The sequence below is a fragment of the Rhodoferax sp. ZS1R25 genome, assembly GCF_056521335.1.
Map to the genome: position 1 here is coordinate 83792 of NZ_JBWMAZ010000001.1, position 19000 is coordinate 102791.

At 58.3% G+C, this 19000-nt stretch carries 16 protein-coding genes and 3 pseudogenes; 3 read left to right on the forward strand and 16 right to left on the reverse strand.

The window, feature by feature from the left end; translation table 11 throughout:
• Positions 1–3: 3 nt before the first annotated feature.
• Positions 4–342, reverse strand: coding sequence for a P-II family nitrogen regulator (gene glnK / locus AC097R_RS00375; protein ID WP_094476942.1), 339 nt, complete (start codon positions 340–342; stop codon positions 4–6).
• A 251-nt stretch (positions 343–593) separates the two neighbouring features.
• Between glnK and AC097R_RS00380 the strand changes: the two are divergent.
• Positions 594–1772 (forward strand): annotated as a pseudogene (locus AC097R_RS00380) (YifB family Mg chelatase-like AAA ATPase); the annotation flags it as partial.
• Positions 1773–1844: 72 nt separating this feature from the next.
• Here AC097R_RS00380 and AC097R_RS00385 read toward each other — a convergent pair.
• The gene (locus AC097R_RS00385) at positions 1845–2153 is read right to left on the reverse strand and encodes a hypothetical protein (RefSeq protein WP_479595544.1); all 309 of its coding nucleotides are present in this window, start codon (positions 2151–2153) and stop codon (positions 1845–1847) included.
• 92 nt (positions 2154–2245) lie between these two features.
• Between AC097R_RS00385 and AC097R_RS00390 the strand changes: the two are divergent.
• Positions 2246–2554: pseudogene (locus AC097R_RS00390) on the forward strand (TniQ family protein); the annotation flags it as partial.
• Positions 2555–3107: 553 nt separating this feature from the next.
• Here the strand turns inward: AC097R_RS00390 and xseB are convergent.
• Positions 3108–3413 carry an exodeoxyribonuclease VII small subunit gene (gene xseB / locus AC097R_RS00395; RefSeq protein WP_479595545.1) on the reverse strand — a complete coding sequence of 102 codons (306 nt, stop codon included), beginning with the start codon at positions 3411–3413 and terminating at the stop codon, positions 3108–3110.
• Entirely contained in the window at positions 3414–4724 is a 1311-nt protein-coding gene (xseA, locus tag AC097R_RS00400) for an exodeoxyribonuclease VII large subunit (protein WP_479598076.1), read from the reverse strand. It lies immediately after the preceding gene.
• A gap of 684 nt (positions 4725–5408) precedes the next feature.
• On the opposite strand from xseA, the pseudogene AC097R_RS00405 reads away from it, so the two are divergent.
• A pseudogene (locus AC097R_RS00405) lies at positions 5409–5810 on the forward strand (magnesium chelatase subunit ChlI family protein); the annotation flags it as partial.
• 69 nt (positions 5811–5879) lie between these two features.
• On the opposite strand, the gene AC097R_RS00410 reads toward AC097R_RS00405, so the two are convergent.
• From AC097R_RS00410 to AC097R_RS00465, 12 genes are all read right to left on the reverse strand, one after another.
• Positions 5880–6998: a RodZ family helix-turn-helix domain-containing protein gene (locus AC097R_RS00410; protein WP_479595547.1), complete on the reverse strand. Its 1119-nt coding sequence runs from the start codon at positions 6996–6998 to the stop codon at positions 5880–5882.
• On the reverse strand, positions 6995–7891 hold the full coding sequence (locus AC097R_RS00415) for an ExeA family protein (RefSeq protein WP_479595548.1): 897 nt from the start codon (positions 7889–7891) through the stop codon (positions 6995–6997). The genes AC097R_RS00410 and AC097R_RS00415 overlap by 4 nt, the downstream gene beginning before the upstream one ends.
• A complete protein-coding gene (locus AC097R_RS00420) occupies positions 7891–9636 on the reverse strand; it encodes a secretin N-terminal domain-containing protein (protein ID WP_479595549.1) in 1746 nt (581 codons plus the stop codon). The genes AC097R_RS00415 and AC097R_RS00420 overlap by 1 nt, the downstream gene beginning before the upstream one ends.
• Positions 9637–9647: 11 nt before the next feature.
• On the reverse strand, positions 9648–10136 hold the full coding sequence (locus tag AC097R_RS00425) for a hypothetical protein (RefSeq protein ID WP_479595550.1): 489 nt from the start codon (positions 10134–10136) through the stop codon (positions 9648–9650).
• Entirely contained in the window at positions 10133–10750 is a 618-nt protein-coding gene (locus tag AC097R_RS00430; RefSeq protein WP_479595551.1) for a hypothetical protein, read from the reverse strand. Before AC097R_RS00430 ends, AC097R_RS00425 begins: the two co-directional genes overlap by 4 nt.
• Positions 10747–11418: a PilN domain-containing protein gene (locus tag AC097R_RS00435; protein ID WP_479595552.1), complete on the reverse strand. Its 672-nt coding sequence runs from the start codon at positions 11416–11418 to the stop codon at positions 10747–10749. The genes AC097R_RS00430 and AC097R_RS00435 overlap by 4 nt, the downstream gene beginning before the upstream one ends.
• A 7-nt stretch (positions 11419–11425) precedes the next feature.
• Positions 11426–12505 (reverse strand): hypothetical protein, encoded by a 1080-nt coding sequence (locus AC097R_RS00440; protein ID WP_479595553.1) that lies wholly within the window; start codon positions 12503–12505, stop codon positions 11426–11428.
• A gap of 167 nt (positions 12506–12672) precedes the next feature.
• Positions 12673–16728: a DUF6701 domain-containing protein gene (locus tag AC097R_RS00445; RefSeq protein ID WP_479595554.1), complete on the reverse strand. Its 4056-nt coding sequence runs from the start codon at positions 16726–16728 to the stop codon at positions 12673–12675.
• A gap of 18 nt (positions 16729–16746) precedes the next feature.
• A complete protein-coding gene (locus AC097R_RS00450) occupies positions 16747–17148 on the reverse strand; it encodes a hypothetical protein (protein WP_479595555.1) in 402 nt (133 codons plus the stop codon).
• Entirely contained in the window at positions 17145–17957 is an 813-nt protein-coding gene (locus tag AC097R_RS00455) for a prepilin-type N-terminal cleavage/methylation domain-containing protein (protein WP_479595556.1), read from the reverse strand. Before AC097R_RS00455 ends, AC097R_RS00450 begins: the two co-directional genes overlap by 4 nt.
• A 2-nt stretch (positions 17958–17959) precedes the next feature.
• Positions 17960–18391, reverse strand: a complete 432-nt coding sequence (locus AC097R_RS00460; RefSeq protein WP_479595557.1) for a type IV pilus modification PilV family protein — start codon at positions 18389–18391, stop codon at positions 17960–17962.
• The gene (locus AC097R_RS00465) at positions 18384–18893 is read right to left on the reverse strand and encodes a pilus assembly FimT family protein (RefSeq protein ID WP_479595558.1); all 510 of its coding nucleotides are present in this window, start codon (positions 18891–18893) and stop codon (positions 18384–18386) included. The genes AC097R_RS00460 and AC097R_RS00465 overlap by 8 nt, the downstream gene beginning before the upstream one ends.
• Positions 18894–19000: the final 107 nt, after the last annotated feature.

Here is a 19000-nt window from a genome sequence, read left to right on the forward strand (position 1 = left end):
GGGTTACAGCGCTTCTTTGCCGGTTTCGCCGGTACGAATGCGCACAACCTGTTCCAGGTTGTAGACAAAAATCTTGCCGTCGCCGATCTTGCCGGTGCGGGCAGCACCTTCGATGGCTTCGATCACGCGGTCCACCAAAGCGTCGTCAATCGCCGCTTCGATCTTCACCTTGGGCAGAAAGTCCACCACGTATTCCGCACCGCGGTACAGCTCTGTGTGGCCTTTTTGACGTCCGAAGCCTTTGACTTCGGTGACGGTAATACCTTGCACACCAATGCCAGACAAGGCTTCTCGCACCTCATCGAGCTTGAACGGTTTAATGATGGCCGTTACGAGTTTCATGTGTTCACCTCAGCTTGATAACAGTTGAATACAGACACCGGGTCTGGCTGGTCTGCTTCTCCACGGGTCTGGAGATAACACCCCTAAAGCAGAAGCCATGCCAAGTTAAAAAGCCCTGTATTTCGCAAGGCTACGCCCCAAGCAGCGTGGACTGGAGTAACATAACTGTACATAAATACAGCATGCACTTAACTGGTGCAATCTGTGCGCATGCACTGCCTTGCGGCGCACCGTTTTGGGAGCATAGGGCTATGAGCTTGTCTTTGGTGCAGAGTCGTGCTCTGCTGGGGCTGGAAGCAGCCAAGGTCACCGTCGAAGTGCATCTGGCCAACGGCTTGCCCAGCTTCAGCCTGGTCGGCCTGGCCGACGTGGAGGTGAAAGAGGCCCGCGAGCGGGTGCGCTGCGCCATCCAGAACAGCGGGCTGGAATTCCCCCATAACAAGCGAATCACCGTCAATTTGGCCCCCGCCGACCTGCCCAAGGACTCTGGACGGCTGGATTTGCCGATTGCGCTGGGTATTTTGGCGGCCAGCGGGCAGATCGACGGCGCCGCGTTGGCGCAGTATGAGTTTGCCGGGGAGCTGTCTTTGTCGGGTGCCTTGCGTCCGGTGCGTGGTGCTTTGGCCATGGCGCTGGCCTTGCGCACCGCCCAAGTCAGCACCCGTTTGGTGCTCCCCCCCGACAGCGCCGAAGAAGCCGCGCTGGTGCCGGACTCCCATGTGGTGCGGGCGCGACATTTGCTGGACGTGGTGCGCCACTTTGCACCGCCCCCTGCGCCCGGCGGCGCCGAGATCGCCCCCACCCCCGAAGACCCGGACGGCTGGGTGCGCGTGCTCGGCAACCCACCCGGTTTGCGTCTGCGCGGCGCCGACATGGCCGACGTGAAAGGCCAAGCCGGCGCCAAGCGCGCGCTGGAAATTGCGGCGGCGGGCGGGCATTCACTGCTTTTGGTGGGGCCACCGGGGTCTGGCAAGTCCATGCTGGCGCAGCGCTTTGCCGGGTTGCTGCCCGACATGAACACCGACGAAGCACTGCAGAGCGCGGCCATTGGCAGCCTGTGCGGTCGCTTTGATCTGGAGCGTTGGGGGCAGCGCCCTACCTGCAGCCCGCACCACTCGGCCAGTGCGGTGGCTCTGGTGGGAGGCGGGTCACCTCCGCGCCCGGGAGAAATTTCTCTGGCCCACCACGGTGTTCTTTTTCTAGATGAATTTCCAGAATTTGCAAGGGCCGCTTTGGAGGCCCTGCGCGAACCGCTGGAGACTGGCAGCATCACGATTGCCCGCGCCGCACGCCGCGCCGAGTTCCCTGCGCGCTTCCAGCTGGTAGCCGCCATGAACCCCTGCCCCTGTGGTTACCAGGGCTCACCCACGCACAGCTGTCGTTGTACGCCGGACCAGGTGCACCTGTGGGTTTTCATAGTTACTGCGCCTTGATCAAGGTTACTGAGCCAAATTGTGCGAAGTTAATGAGCCTTTCCATGGACGTTGAGCCTGTGGAATACCTCACGGCTCATCAACTGCGGGGTTTAGACCAAGACCAAACCGATTGCGAACTTCATCGCTCATGTAGAGATCGTTAAGCCTGCGGTATGTGATGGCCTCAGTTTTTATAGCCTTGACCTTGTGGAAGCGAATCGAGCCACTGATGACAGCAAGCTTTTCATGCGGCTCAAAGACTACTGGTGGCTTGTCTTTGAAGACCAGATCCATTTCATTTTGCGGTTCGTACTGCTTGGGACTGATGACACTGGCCTCAGGAAACAAGACCAAGTTGCTGCCCTGCTCGCCTGTCTGCACGGATGGAAAGACCAAGCCATCAACTTGCTTGCCAAAACGAAGCCTTAGGTACTCGAAGACAACCTGTGTGGACAGATGACCATACTGGGTACGTCTCTACCTCACCCATGGGAACGATGATTCCACATCGTGCCACCATTGACATTGAACCTTCGCGATGGAACTTGATAGCTGCGCTGCATCGTTTGTCTCTTTACCCGGAGGAGGATCTTGAGTTCCACACCTTGCAGGCAGACATGACTTTTCTTTCAGTCTCTACTCCAATAGAGAACAGTCGCTGGATACTAAATGCCTGCGCCAGCAAGGCAGTGAAAGGCCCTCGATTCATGCTCTGCCCGGCTTGCTTGGTGACAGACGAGATCCCGTATTGGAGAGCTCACTGGCGACTTTCCGTTTCTACTGTTTGCAGCAAGCATAAGACGCTGCTCTTGGATGTTTGCCCCTGGTGCCACGAGCCTTTCACCATAAATGGAAGTAGAAAGGCCGCACTTACCGAGTGCGCGTCTTGCCAATCCTGCCTGTTAGGGGTTACGCCCAAGGCAACAAAGGTGAAGAAAGGGGTCTGGCTACGAGGTGGATCCTCGAGCAACAGTGCAATTGTTTTTCCAGTTCCGCTCAGTCACAGCCATCTTTGGTGGGATGGAGTGCGTGTTCTTCTGGCCGTCTTCTCCAGGCCCAAAATTTCGAAGAAACTGCAGGACCTTGATCTACCCAGACCCACCAAACTAGTTCTTCAGCAGCTTGCCGAGGGTGGCTACGGCGTACCTGGTGGGCAAGTTGGGGAGTTCGTTTTCATTGAAAGCGAAGACTATGCAGTTCTCGGCCGCATAACCGAAGTCGGACTCCCAGATGGTGAACGTCTCAAAGCTGAGCCGGCTTTGGGACAAGCACCAGATCCGCACCCAATTGGAATCGTGCGGCTGCTGACTACTGGCAGCCTGGCAAAGTTGATTAAAGCCACGCGAAAATTTAGAACGGTGTGTCGTCGTCCATATCTTCGAATCGCTGCGGTACAGGTCTCGACCCGCGGGCCCCAGCTGCGCCTTCCGAACTGTGCGCCGGAGCCGTCCCTGCTGAAGAGTCAAAATTTGCTTGGTCTAATGCGGCCTTAAGTGCCGCTTCAACTGCATCAATACGCTCTTTGCAAACGTTGTAGGCCGCAACGGACTCAGTGACTATTTTCAACAAATCGTCAATGTTCGGCTCATCCTGATTTCGTAAGGTTTCAGCGTGCTCCTGGAGCACACCATAAGCTTCACGGAAACTAGCTGTCATTTAATTTTCCTCCCTTGTCGTCTGTACTTGCGCGATGATGGCACCGTCCCAAAATTGCATTTTGACTGTGGATGCTTGACTTGCTTGCAGTTTAGAAGTGATGGGCTCACCCTCTTTAGTGCGCGCAATTGCGAAACCACGCTTAAGCGTTTTTTCAGGCCCCTGACCTGCAACTTCACGCATTAAGGCCTGAGAACTACGCTTTGCTTGCCGTAAGGAGCCCTCGGAGCGCTCTACTAGACGGTGCATTTGCTCTCGGACGGCTGAGTCCCAAGCTCTTACTGAGGCGCCAGTGCGATCTAGTACCGCATTTGCCGCCACGGTTGAATTTGCCCGTGCTTCGCCGAGCGCTGACAGGGCAAACGAACGGATACTCGACATGAGTTGAGGTGTTTTTTGCGCTGCCCACGCCAGATGATCTACAGCGGTTGAGCGGACCTCCGTCAGCAACGATAGACCATTCCGTGAGCTCATATTGACCATGCGCACCGAAGCGAGGCTAATTTTGTTCATCCCTTGCGCGCTTCCGTGACGCGCACGGGCAATTTCGGCGTTTGCGCTGGTCCCGACTTGAACAACATCTCTCTGTATGCTTGTTCTAGCTTCACGGATAGATCTATCAGCATGAGCAAAAATCTCATGAGCTGCCAAACCGGCTTCTCTCGTCCGTCGTGCGATCTTCTGCTCAATTCCCGCAATCACTTTGCTGGGTGTATCAAAACAAGCATTCGCGACCTCATCCGGCAGGGTCGAATCTCGCTCATGTCCTATGCCCGTAAACACGGGGATGTCTTGCATACAAATGAATCTCACCAGCTCATAGTCATTCAACCAAGCAAGATCGTTGGTCGCACCACCACCGCGACTGATCACAATCACGTCCGGTCGGGAAGCTCTCCCCATTCGTGCCAACCCACTGCTAATTGCCTCTACGATCTCCTTTGATGCGCCATCCCCTTGAAACCGGCTATATGCGTATACAAAGTCACAAACACCAAACTCACTTAGGCGTTTTGCCTCTTTCTGGAAGTCCCCGAGGCCGGCACCGTCTTCTGGGGCGATCACCAATACCGATTGGAAGTCCCAAGGTGAAGTCAATCGCTTGTTCTTTTCAAGAAGTCCTTCTTGCTGAAGTCGAACCCGAATCTCTCTCTTTCGAGCCTCAAGATCTCCCAAGGTGTACTCTGGATCAATGGCATCAATATCAAGGCTAAATCCGTACTGCGCCTTGAAAACTGGCCGAGCTCGAATCAACAGCTTGATACCTGCGCCGATGACAACGCCGGTCTCCCTCTCAAAGACAGGAAGTATGCCGCCCCCTCATATCACCCGAATGGGGGATGTACAGAGGCGTGCCGCAAGATCAAAAATCGACTTTTTCTCCTGCCTATGCTGAGACTTGCCCTCGCGATCGCAACTTTATTGATCTTTGCCGCATGCGCTTCAAAGCCGCAACAGCCGAATCCTGCTTACGATCAACAGGGCTCAACTGGATCAGATGTATGCAAATACGAGGCTGAGCATGCCACGGCGGATGGTGCAGTCATGGAGTCTGGCTACTACTGCACGCCCTTTTTAGCATCGAAATCCGCTGGCTCTTCAGGCTACATATCAAGTCCTGGCTGCAGTTTTGTGGCGTCTTATGTAAGGCGCGACGGCACTTCCGTTGGCCCTTTCTTACGTTGCAAGACCCCGGCGGCTGTATCCACGTACCGCGTAGCCATAGGAGAGTCAAGCCCCGCGCCTTGTGTGAGTTCCTATTGCGGCCCGGTCCAAGTTCGTGGGTACTACAGGAAAGACGGGACTTACGTCCGCCCCTACACACGTCGACGGTAACTTCCTACTCTGCGGATGCCATGTTCAGTAACTATGAGTAGTTTGTAGGTTTTTCGCACCAACTATGCTCAGGGCAGTGAACTGCCGTTTCATAGTTGTTGCACAGATCGTTGATTTTGTTGGGGATAAATGTCCAGCAACTTTGAGTACCTACAGCACCGCTACCAGTCCAAACTCAGCGGCCCGCTGATGGACCGCATTGACCTGCACATAGAAGTACCCGCCCTGCCCGCCCGCGAGCTGCTGGACAGCCCCGCTGGCGAATCCACCGACAGCATCCGCACGCGCTGCAGCACTGCACGCGCATTGGCGGTGGAGCGCCAAGGCGTGCCCAACCAGGCACTGAACGGCCAGGACATTGACACCCACACGCAGCTCGATGCGGCCGCCACCAAATTTCTGCAGGCCGCCGCGGCCCAGTTGGGTTGGTCAGCGCGCAGCACCCATCGCACCCTGAAGATTGCCCGCACCATTGCCGATCTGGCGGGTGCCAGCCAGACCGGGTTGGCCCATGTGGCCGAGGCCATGCAGTACCGCCGGGTGCTGCGAGCAAGCACCTGAATTTGTCGATCTTGCTACATTTTTGATAGCTATCCGCGCATATAGCACGGGGGCTAGAACCCGGTTTGGCTATCGGTCCGCCAGCGGAACACCCTGCTGGCGCAAATAGGTTTGCACCTCTTTGCTCACCGGGCCCACCGCGCGGGCTTTGTCGGCCATCTCACCGGCCGCGGTGGTTTGACCCAACGCAGCCAGAGAAACGGAAGCACCCAGCAGCCAACGCTGCTCGTTGGGCCGGGACTGTAGGGCCGTGGTGTAAGCCTGCACGCTGTCCTGGTGGCGCCCCAGGCGTTGCGCCGCATTGGCGCGCAGTGCCCAGAGTTCGGGCTGATTCGCCATCAGAGGCTCCAGCCGGGTCAGCAGGTCCCACACCGCACTGGCGCGGCCTTCGGCCAGCTCCATGCGGGCCAGTTCGCGCAGCATGGACACCAGGGTTTGGCTGTTCGCGGCACTGGCGTTGGTTTGCGCGGCGCGCTCGGCGGCAGCCACGGCGTCTTGTAAGAGCGCAATCGCGTTGTCACGCGCGCCGCTGTTCCACAGCGCCTGCGCCTGCGCCAGGGTCTCGCGTGCGGCCTGCTGTTGGCGCTGGGCCAGACCTGCAGCATCGGCGGCGGGGAGCGCTGGCGTCAAGGTTGCCACGGGCGGTGTCGCAGCCGCAGCGGCGGGCGACTTCTTCGGCGCTTCCACCACGGCGACCGCAGGAGTCGGTGGTGACGTCTTGGCCGGCGGTACCACTGCCGCCTTGGTCGGGGCCGTGCTGATGGCCTCTGCCGCTTGGGTCGCGCTGCTGGACAACGTAGTCTCCATTCGCAAACCTGACGGTGGCAAAACCGCTGGCGGTGGTGGCGGTGCTTCCACAACCTCTTCGGGCACAGCCGGCAATGGGGGCGCGGCGACCACTGGCAGGGGCGGCGTCACGGGTGGAGCTACAACCACGGCTGGGGGCGAAGGAGGTGCAGACACCACGGTCTGCATTTGCTGCCACTGCCACCATCCGGCCCCGGTGGCGACCAGCACCAATAGCAGCACCCAGCCCCAGCGTGCACCTCGGCGCGTGCCAAGCCTGTGCAAAGGTACGCTAGCCACACCTTGCTGGCGCAAGGCGTCCACAGCGCCAGGCGCGCCTGCCGCATCGGCGGGCGATTGGCGGTGGTCCAGATCCCGGAGCATTTTGTTGATCACACTCATGGGGCTTCCCCTTGTCCCTGGCGCCATGGCGGCAGCACAAGCGATAGCGCCCGGCGCCACCACGGCATGCGCGCTACTACGCCCGGGGTATCGCGCGTGGCCAGGCGCACATGGGCGCGGGTGACGCGGTGTGTGTCTTCGCCATACGCCAACATCAGGCACTTGTGGGCCAGGATGTTCACCAACCGTGGCACGCCACCGCTGGCTTGCGCAATGGCACGCGCAGCGGCGGGGGTGAACAGCGCCGTATCCGTATTGGCATTCAATGCGGCGTGGCGCAGGCGGTGCACCAGGTAAGCCGGCACGCGCTGCTTTTGCATGGGCCCCAGGTATTCGCTGAAGGTGATGCGCTGCAGCAGCTGGCGAATTTCCGGGCGCGCCAGCTTGTCGTCCAGGTCCGGCTGGCCCAGCAACACCAGTTGCAGCAACTTGCGCTTCTCGGTCTCCAGGTTGGAGAGCAGGCGCAGGCTTTCGACCGTGCGCATGGGAATGGCCTGGGCCTCGTCAATGCACACCACCACGCGCCGCCCCTGGGCCGCATGCTCCAACAGGCACTGGTTGAGCGCCGCCATGATCTGGTGCCGGTGCGGTGGCGTGGCAATGGTGAGCCGCAGCTCAGTCACCAGCGCCAGCAGCAAGTCGTCGGGCCCCATGTTCGGGTTGGGTATGTAGGCAGTCACGCACTCGCCCTGCAAGGTCTTGAGCAACTGGCGGCACAGCACCGTCTTGCCGCAGCCCAACTCGCCCACCACTTTCAAGAACCCCTCTCCGCTGCGCAGCGCCACCAACAACATGTTGAGCGAAGCCTGCGCGCCCTCATGGGCAAAAAAGAAGTCCGTATCCGGCGTGATCGAAAACGGGGCCTCTCGCAGTGAAAAGTGCCCCAAGTACATTATTTGGCCGAGCCGCCGTCGATCTGGATCACCCGGGCGCGGGCGGCATCCATGTCGTCCAGAGAGGCGCGGGCCCGGCGGGCCTGAGCCTCCCAGTCGGCAGCGGTGCGGATGATGGTGGGTTTGATCAGCACAATCACTTCCTTCTTGCGGCCCTGGCTAGCGCGGTTGCCAAATAGCGCGCCCAAGCCCGGCATGCTGGTGGTGCCTGGAAGGCCCGATGCATTGCGGCTGGATTCCAGCTGCATCAGCCCACCAATGGCCACAATGGTGCCATCCTGGATGCGTACCAGCGTGTCGGTTTCGTTCACACTGCTAGAGGCCAGAGGCAGGCGGAAGTTGCCCACACTGCCCAGGTCCACCTGCTTGGTCTTTTCCGTCACCGAGGTCAGCGAAGGATGCACATGCAGGGTGACGTTCACACCGTCGTCAATCTGCGGGGTTACATCCAACGAAATGCCCGAAAAGAACGGGGTCAGCGTGATCGTCGGCAGGGTAGTGCTGGTGCTGGTAGTGCTGGTGCTGCCGGTGTTCGTGGTACCGCCAGTTACCCCGGTCACAAAGAATTCATCCGATCCGACCTTGAGCACAGCTTTTTGGTTGTTCAGCGTGGCCACACGGGGGCTGGACAAAGTTTGCACATCCCCCTGCGTTTCCAGAAAGCCCAGCACTGCGCCAAACTGGCTGGTGGCCAAGGCCAGGCCAAACAGGCCGCCGCCTGTCGCTATCGCCGGGAACGCGACGGCACCATTGATGGTGGTCGTACCTTGCACAAATGGATTGGTACTGGTAACACCACTGCCAATTACGCCAGCTGCTGCTTGACCATTCACGTCGCTACCGAATGCGCCCCAGTTCACACCACTCTGGTAGCCATCGCGTAGTTCCACTTCCACCACTTTGGCCTCCAGCATAACCTGGCGCTCCACCGATGCCTGCGTAGCTTTGAGGAACTTGTCGACTTGGCGCAATTCTTCAGGCATGGCACGCACCGCCAAAATACCGGCCTGCGGGCTGGACACCACGCTGCGGCCCTCTCCACTGCCCACCAGGCTCTTGATGGCACCCGTCATCTCCCCCCAGAAGTCGGAGCGCGATGTGGTGGACACCCTGCTGTTTTCCAGCTGCGTGGCAGTAGTCCCCGTGGAGTTGGATCCTGAAGCACCGGTGCCGGTACTGGTGCTTTGGGTTGCACCCGACGATACACGCAGCTCGCTGTTACCCGTGCGCTGTGAGGTGGGGTAATTGATCGTGAACACCCGCGTCTGCAATGTGGGGGCGTAGACCGTGATGCGGCGGCCTTCGATCTTGAAATCGTAACCATACACATCGCGAATGGCCTCTAGCGCCTCGGTAACCGTCACACCGCGCAGGGTGACCGACAAGGTGCCCGCGACATCGGGGTGCATCAGCATGCTGTAGCGGGTATCGGCGACGATGGCGAGGAACACCTCGCGCGCCTGCGCGTTGTTCACCAGCAAGTCCAGACGCGGCTCCGGTGGCAGGGCGACGGCCGGCGGCGCAGGTTCTGCCAGCGCATCGCTCACCTTTTGGGGCACGCCCCCTGCAGGTTTGACTAACTCGGGCGGCAGCTCCGCACGCACTGCGGCGCTGACATCGGGGGTGCGCAGCGGGCGGTCGTTGGCGCAGCCCGCTAGCAGAAAGGCCCCCAACAACAGAATATAGGGTGCGTTGTCCACGGGGCCACGCCAAAGACAGTGCGAGGGTGCGAGTAGCTGTTTCATGGATCTAGACTTCACGGTTGGCCTCCCAGGCAGGGAGCGGCGGAACGGGCTGTAGAGGGAGGAGGTGTGGTGCCAGATGCCACGGCGCGAGCGGGGGCGCGAACCACTTTGTCCGAGCGCTTCTTGCGTGCCACTGGGGCGCAAACGGGCGTGCTCTTGGCCACGCTGCGCTGGATGCCGCTAAATCGCGATACCTGGGTGAGTTGCTTGCCATCGCGCAACCAGATCTCAGTTTCCGTGACACGCTCCAGCGTTGCGGTACCCACTTTTTGCCCCACGGCCACCAAACGAGTACCTACAACGAGAAACGGTTTGCCGTTTTGCACGATCACGGTGGTGCTTTGCGTAGGCGCTGTGCTGCTGGATGAGCCCGACATTCCCACAGCATCTGCAGGCGCCAATGTGGGGTCTCGGGCCTCTTGCGCCATCGCCGCGCACACTGCCATCTGCAGGCAAACACCCACCACAATTCCCAGATACTGGCACTGGCGCATCGTCATGGCTGCACCTCCAGCACGTAGACCTGCAGGGTCAGCTCTGGTGGCTGCTTTTCGCTGCGTAATTGCATCAAGCCCCAACGCAGATTCGGCAAGGCCTGCTCCAGACTTTTGACATATTTCACCAGTTCGGCATAGGGGCCGGTTACCTTCAACTCCACCCCACGCCGCGCCACTCCGGGGACGGCAGCTGTGTCATTTCCTGCCGCTACGTCAGGCTTCAGTGTTGCGGTCGACACTAGGACCAAGTCGTCTCGACGCCGCAAGAACTCTACGAGCACTGGCTCCAAGGATGGGCTGCCACTGCCCGACTCTGTACTGATATTTTGTTTGGTCGTTTGTAGCTGCAACTGCAGCTGCGCCAATTCGGCACGGGCCGGTTTGTTGACATCCACAGGCGTGGGGGTAGCCTGTAACTCCGCCCGCAAACGTTGCACCTCAGTACTTTGGGTCCCAACCTGGCGCGTCAGTTTGGTGTGCGCATCCATGGCCGGAGAGAGCCACAACACGTCTGCCAGCGCCAAACAAGTGACGATCAGCGAAAAAAACAAGACCCCGCGCTCACGCAGACTCAACGCATCAATACGGGCCGCTTGTTGCAACCACCACGCTTTCATGGCGTCCTCCCATTGGCGGACGGTGCAGCAGGAGCGAGTGGCTGTGCACTAACCAGGTTGAACGACCAGGCCTCCCGGCCTGCCGGTGCTGCGGCTCCGGCGACCACGGAATTTGCCAGACGCGCGTTTTGCACCTTGACCGTAGCGAGCTTCAAACCTTGCATCAATGGGCTTGCCCCTAGTCGGCCCACCCAGTCGTTCAGGGCAGACGGTTCCAGGGTGTAACCCGTCACCTCTAACCGGCTGCTGTCTGCATCCACGCCCGTGACCCAGACCTGCGCAGGGATACTGCGAGACACCAAAATCAGACGGTCTGAATGGGCTGCGCCAGGCACCATACGGCCTTGCTGCAAGGCCTTCAACACTTTCTCCTGTGTCAACATTTGAACTCGCAGATCTTGCAATTGTGTTTGCAAGGCGGGGTCCAGCGGGGCGGCACTGGCTGCATTCGCGGCCATCGCAGCCTTCAGGCGGTCCATTTCCTGCCGTTGGGTTTCCATGACCTGCCGCAATCCATTTGAGGCCTGCTCGAGGCTCCAAACCCACGTACCGCACAGGCCGCCACCTACGACAACAAACACTGCCAGCGCCTGCACCATGGTCTGCGCCGAAAAATAGCGCTTGGGCTTGAGCAGGATCGGCGTGCAGAGATTGATTTGCTGGGGCATGGTGCGCTCAGAACTTACGGTCTTCGGTGCGAAGCAGCACACCAACCAGAGGTAAACAGTAGGTCGCATCCGCTCCATCGGCCGCGTTCAAGCCGGAGAAATGGGGCGTCATATCCAGCACCCCCACTGTTTGCCCAATCTCGCGGGTGAGCCAAGCAGCAAGCTCTTCTGACCGCTCCCCAGCAAAAACCCGCAAACCGGCCAATGGCAACTGGCTCCAAGTTCGATCCCACAAATCCAGTGACCGCTGCACCTCCACCAAGAATCGCTGGGTTCGCTCCGTGTCGGCCTGACCAGCACCGGCGGATGCGGCTACGCTGCCACGCGCATCGGAATAGTCGTTGCCATGGGCCACACCACCGACACTGTAGTCGGGCACGTACTCACTCACGGGCATATAGCCTTCCGTCTCAGCAACCACCTCACTCTGACTCCAGGCCATCGAGAGAAAACCCTCGGGCAATTCAAGGCGACGCGTGTAATACAGCTCCTCGTTAGCACTGATGGTCAACATCGCTTGCTTGCCATCGCACAGCAACAAAGCCGCAGTCGCCCGGTCAAGCCGCCCCTCATGTCGGGCCAACACACTTTGCAAATTGCGTTGCGCTGTTTCCTGCACGTCAATCACGCTGACATCCCAATCCAAGGCATCCGCCAACGCAATGGCTTCGCGCACCAAGACGCTTTTGGCGGCGATCACAAACAAGTGCGCCTGCCCCTTCTCATTGCCATCGCCCAGCTGCATCACGTCAAGCGTAATGTCGTCCAGATGCACGTCCACCAACTCCCGCACTTGGTACCGTGCCGCCGAACGCAGCTCCTCCGGGGGTACCGAGGGGGCATCAATTTGCAGGAATTGGTACTGCTCCGGACGCAGCATGATGTGGGTGCGCATGCCTTTGAGGCCCAGGCCCTGGAGCCGGCGCACCAGATCATCACGGTTGTCTCCCACCTGCCGCTCTACACCTGTGCGTACGATAGTGTGGCCTTTTGCGTTGGGACGTGCCAGCACATAGGCTAGGGCTTGGTCAGCCCACGAAACAATGAGCAGGTCGCCAGAAGACTTGCGTTTCCAGGGCCAGCGCATGGTTAGCGGGCCCGTCCTGGAAGCACGCTGGCAGTGCAGAGGGTCGGTGCGTCAATCATGTACGGCGGCTGGCAAAGTGGTTTGCTCTCATTTTAATAGCTGATGGTGCAATCATGACAGCCTTTTGAGGTAGTTTTCACTCTATTGGCAAATCCAAAATCCGGTGGTCAATAGTTTTCCCGCAAATAAATCAAAGGACTGCGGTAAATACCAAAGGTGGCACGACCTCCTATATTGGGCCCAAACCAGGGCCGATTGGCGGCCGTGGCAGCACTGGACGTGGCGGCTACACAGGTATTTCCGCTACCTGTACCCGTTACATTGACTGCCAGATCGACACTTCCACTGTTGCCCGTCCCCGGCTTGGTGAGCGTGAACCCTGCCAATTTTCCATTTGCCAATGTTTGGGTGCCCGTCGGCGTCATGTGGGTCTCGCACGCTGCCAGGTTGCCAGTGAAGTTGGACATAACGATGCTGCTCATGGGCAGGGTTGTGCAGCTGTCATCCGTATTGGTCGCGTAGTAAATGCCGTTCCAGTACTGCGCCTCCAAGGACATCGGAAGCGCCAACAACTCAGACCCATACGCGTTTTGCATGCGCAAGCGGCCATAGCGTAGGCGCACATTGCTGCCAACAGCAGTGGCCGACGCACTAGCTTCCCCATCCGTAGGGGTCGCGCTTACGGTAATCAGCAAGTCAGCGGAAGCGTTAGTGGGGCGGCCAATTTGGTGACGTGCAGTGACGGCAGCCACACCATCGACCCAAGTACCTGTGGGAGCCGTTGCACTGGCTTGCAAAGCCGAACCTGCGGGCAACACGGTCGCACTAAAGGCGTAATTTGCATGCGTCGTCGGCACAAATTTAGCAAAGACGCCTCGGTAGTTTTGGGTCGTCGCATTTGCCGAATTTTGCGCTGCCATAGTAAATGCAGTCGCAAAGCCATCTTGGCCAAAGTACGTAAACGGGACCGCTGGCGCAGCAGCCGCACAAAATGGCGTTACAACAGGCGCAGTTAATGTGAAATGGTCCGGATAAAACCGGCCCAGAGACACAGTACTGCGATTGCCAATGTCGCAGCCATACTTGCCTCCAGATAGAACATCCGACAGGTTGGCCCCTCCCGTTGTACTGGTAACGCAATCGCCGGCAGCTCTGTCCACCGCAGTGAAACTGCTGTCAATAAACGCACCGGGGGCCAAATACAGGTATCCGACCTCGCTGTAGGTGGCATTCGCAGCACTCGCGTTGGCGACCAAAGAACCTGGTGTCAGAGTTCCGATTACCCCCCCCGTTTGCTGAGTTGTGTCTTGCGTTGTGGTTTGCGCAGTGAGTTTGGTACTGTCTAGCGTCCAGGTTCCACCATAACTCGAACTAACGTTGGTGGTGGCACTCAAACCGAAAATTGCCCCCGCTTTGAAGGACGGTGAAGCGGTCGCGGAAGGGGGCGTGGCTAACGCAGTGGTATTTAACTGCCCAGCAGCCGGACGAATGGCGAAGTTGTCCGTGGAACACGCGGGTGCGGATGCTCCAACTCGCATCCGTACGCGAACATTGGGCGCCGCCGCGTTGTAGGTAAATGAAACGGGCTTGCGGCCGCCATCTGCTCCGGCAAAGGTAATGCTAGTCGCAGTATTTAACCCCGTCCCGCTAGGGCAGGCCACACTAGAGGTATCTACCAAATCAACGTCTACGGCACCGGTGAAACCGGTATTGATCGTGGTGCTACTGCTAAGGGCAAGCACATCCACACTGAAAGCAGTACTGGCCAGCTTGGTGAAGAGCCTCGTCTGTGGTGCCGCATTCGTCTCCACCGCATCAAATGTGCATGAAGCATTGGCAAAATTCATCGTGCAGGTTTCACTGGCGCCGTTAAAACACCGCGTAGCTGAAGCGGGAAGCGGCGAAGCGCTGACCGTGCCCAACGTGACATCGCCAGGCGTTCCATTGCTCAACTGTCGGCTGCCAATACCACCAGAGAATGTGAAGGTATTGCTCCCCACCCAACCAGCAGGCGACAACTGAACCGTGACAGCCCCTGTATACAGCGTGGAACAACTGGCATTCAAACAAGCCTTCACCGTTACGGCCTCTGGGGTACATATCGATGCTGCGCCATCATGTTCAATTTGAATATGATCGTAAGTCCCCGAGCAGGAGCGACCGAGCGTCATGTCCGCCTGAACCTCTGCTGCGGACAATTCTTTAGCATACAGCTTCACTTCATCAATATTGCCTTTGAAGTTGCGTGCAGTGAGTACTGCGCAAGATCCCGTTGCCACATCCCCTCCGATATAGAAATTGCAAGGGTTTGAACTGAGAGTCCCTTTCCAATTGTTGGTGTTCGCGTCCTGTACGCCATTGATATAAATGCGCTGACGCCCTCCTGTGGGAGAAGAGTCAAACGTGATGGCTACATGGGTCCATTGGTTGAGCGGAATGGTGGCTGCACTGGTCAACGAAGGGCCGCCCCACCACCAGTACAGCTTGCCAGTGGAGTTCAGGTGAAATTCGTAGTTCTGGTCGTTTGAAAGAATGGATGAGAGGTCGCTGCTGTAGCTTGTGGGATAGATCCAGGCCGACGCGGACAACGTGGTCGTGTAGCTAAATTGTGCGCTGGAGGCAACCTGCACTACCGCATTGCCGTCAAAACTTGCCGCGTTGCAAAACCCCCCAATAACCGAGGAGAACTGGGAAGCAATAGTCGAGGTCGGCGCTATTTCATTGGTCGTTGTAGGCGATGTTGTAGTGATACGACGCCCGTGCAAACCGGTGCCTCCACTGTCCAACACTTCACCCGCAGCACCTGTCCAGGAACCCACGGGCTCATCCATACGAAAGTGAGTTACCGCGTTCGCCAATACCAGCACAGAAGCAGTGGCCGTGGTGAAGCCAGTGGATGCAACCGAATTGGTCAAGGTTCCCTGCTGCGACAGGCCTACGGCCAAAGTCATCGTCGCGCTACTGTTGGCAGGAAGGACTGGCGTGGTCCAAGTGACGACTTGTCCTGCGACGGCAACTGAACCGCCGGACACGACGTGTGAGCCGTAACTCATTCCCGTAGGAAGCGTGTCGGTTACAGTTTTACTGGCAAAAGCAATCGCAGTTGAGTTTGAAAAGGTGATGGTAAATGTGACTACGTCCCCCACGGACGCCGAGGCCGCACTGGCCACTTTGCTCAAGGCCGGAAGCGTAGTGAAAGTGGCATCCGCGCCATTGACAGTACCGGTGCTGTTCGTCCCCTTGACCCGGTAATGATAAGTGGACCCGGCCGCCAGACCGGTGACGGCAACCGACACGGCCACCGAGCTTGCATTGGCGGCAACCGGGCTTTGCGTCGCTGTCACGCTACTGCCATACGCCGTGGTCAATCCGTACTCAAACACCACCGTAGTAGTAGCACTGTCACTGGTGACCGTACCGTTCAAGGTAGCACCCAGAGCTGAAACAAGCGTTGCGGGGTTGGTGGCAACTGTGGGCAGAGCTACATAAGTAATGATTATTTTGCCCGCCGCACCCGCGCCACCCGCACGATCATTCCCATTGGTAGCATTGCCGCCACATCCGCCGCCGCCAGCCACCACGGCGGCATTGGCACAGTTTGCTCCCGTGCCACCGGCTACGCCTGCGGCCCCGGCGCCACCGCCGGTTGCAGTACCCGTACCACCAGTATTGCCAGTGGCGTTACCTCCCGCCCCACTACTGCCCGCCCCGCCGCCGCCAGCTCCGCCGGCCCCACCGGCAGCGCCAGCAGAACCATTGCCGCCGGCAAAAACAGTGTCCCCAATCCCGCTCGTAGTAGTGCCAGCTCCGGCTGCTCCACCAGAATTGTTGGCTGAGGCCAGCCCCCCCCCGGCTCCGCCCATGGCAACAAGACTAGTCCCGGCAAAAGTGGTGGCAACGCCCCCACTCCCATCAGTAGTGCCCCCCCCTGCTCCGCCCCCCCCCACCACAATCGCATAAACGTTTCCCGGCGTCACCCCCACTACCTTCTTCGCATATTGACCGCCTGCACCTCCACCGCCTTTGGCGGGATTACCCGTTGCCGCCCCTCCCCCTCCGCCGCCGCCCCATGCCTCCACAGTTGCTGAAGTCACTCCTGTGGGCGCGGTCCAATTCCCGGAAGCCAAAAAAGTCACCGTCGCGGCGCTGGACAGCAAGCTGGTGGTAATGCTTAGAAACACCAGCAACACGTAGGCCAAACGCAGGAAAAAGCGATTGTTCATGATGAGTTCATCCGATACTTAAGGGACTGAAATTTCCATGGATGCGGATACGCTGCGTTCAACGGTAGAAACACCTGCCCCCTGGCTAGCCCGTACCTCCAGTCTATAAATCACCACTGTCGCTCCAGCTTCGCTATAGGTGGCTTTAACACAGCCGATTGCCACTGCAAATCCGTCAATCGTGAATGGGGATGGAGGTGTTGGGCAACTTGCAGAAGATGCCGTCAAACTCGCAATACTCCATGCAAGACCTGCACGCGCCGCCCAATATGCTCTCGAGCCTTGCACATCCTGTGCAGAGGTGATCTGCTGCGTATTTGAAAACGTCACCATAAAGCCGCCCAAGGCGGCCAGAATCACCACTAAAAAAATGGCTGCAATGGCTGCAAATCCACGCTGGGGCAACGGGACGGAGTTCATGGCGTATTGTTTACATGTACCTCGTGATACAGGCTCACAGTTTCGTTGTTGGATGTCATGTTGATGCCTATCTGCACCAAGGCATTGCGCTGCAAGTCACTGCCGTTGTAGACAAAGGAGCATGACGATACGTTGCTGGCTAGAATAGGGCCTGTCGATGGACAAGCACTGGTGAAGTTAGCCGAAGTGACCGTCCTGCGCAATGTATTGTCAGAGGCACATACATACGCCACCACCTTTTCATCTAAAGGGATCACGTGAAACCGGTGGCTTCCAGATTCCAATGGAAATTGCTTGGCAGTAATCTTGATCACGGTCTCTGTACCGTCGGTCACGCCAGTGACGGTCGATGTGTTGTCACCAACATACGCATCGGACCCAGTAATTCCCAGGTTGTAGACCGCAATCACGTCATTGATCCGGATCTGTTGATCTGTAGGCCAAGCAGTATTGCTCCCCAGCATATTGAATTGACTATCTGGGGCGGTGAAGTCAAGGGCAGTGCCGTCTCCCGCTGTGCTGTCGGCCGCTCTGTACCGTCCCCCGGTGCGCGTGGGAATGAACTCCAAGCACTGCGCATTGGGTACGCGAATACTATTCGGCAGGGCCTTTCGAATATCCCTGGACATGCGACGCACCGCCGTATCCGCGATATCGGTCAGCGCCGCGCGACGTCCGCTGTCAAAGTAAGCATTAATGGGCGCTCGCATAAACACCGCCACCACCCCTCCAATAACCCCCATGATGACGATGACCATCACCAACTCGATGAGGGTGAAGCCACGCTGTGTGCAGATGTGTGAACGCATGGTCAATAGTTGGTGCGATAGCCAGTCATCGTGACGGACTCGGCACCTTTGGCAACCGTCACGGTGATTTTTTTGGCTGCGATGGACAAGGTGGTGGAGTCTGCTGCAACGGTGATGGCAATGGTGTAGCCACTCAGCTCAGTAGGTAGAGAAAACAAGGTTTGAGTTTTCCCGTTGAAATCGTCCACATCGTCCATGGTGTCACGGGTGGTTTCATTGCCTTGAGTTCCGTCGGGGTCGTCATACGCCTTTTGCAGAACCTCCTCCATGACAGAGTCAGCCAGCGCAATCGCCTGCTTGCGTACCATGGGGTCGGCACTGGACTTCACCACCGTGTTCATCACCGACAAAATGCCGGCCAGGCCCGCTCCCACCACCACTATAAAGATGATCAGTTCAATCAAGGTGAAACCGATTTGTTGCCGCTTATTCATGCACAAACCCTGTAGCGGGCTCAATCGTGATGGTCTTGGCGACGTCGGTCACCTGAAGCACCTGGGTTGTCGTCATCGCCACACCACCGGTCGTTAGTGGTTGGCCCAACCCATCGAATACAAAGTCCGTCGGCAATGCGCTAAATGCCACGGTACCTCGGGCAGTCAACCCTGCTTCTCCAGAAGGACCCAATAACGTGGCGGTGCAGGTTGTTATTGCCTCGGCAGACGCAATTTTCAACGCGATACCATTGGCCGACAAGTCCACGCACACCGTGCGCCTTTGGGCAATGGCGGTCTTTTGCGCATACCGCAGGTACGCCAGCGACTGGTCATGAAACCCACGGGCATAAAAATCGCCTGTGTTCAACATCCGGGGGACTGCATATACCGCCAGCACACCCAGCAGCACAATAACCATGATCAGTTCCACCAGCGTGAAGCCACGCGCACCGCATGTTGCGGCCCTACTAGCGAAGGGATACTGAGGTCGCTGTTGCATGAATGGTTTACATTTGCTATTTTTTTAGGAGCTAATTGCACCCTATTCACAAGGGTTGGGGCATTTCCAATTGCAAAGATCCGCGCCATCAACTCTGTCTGAGCTTA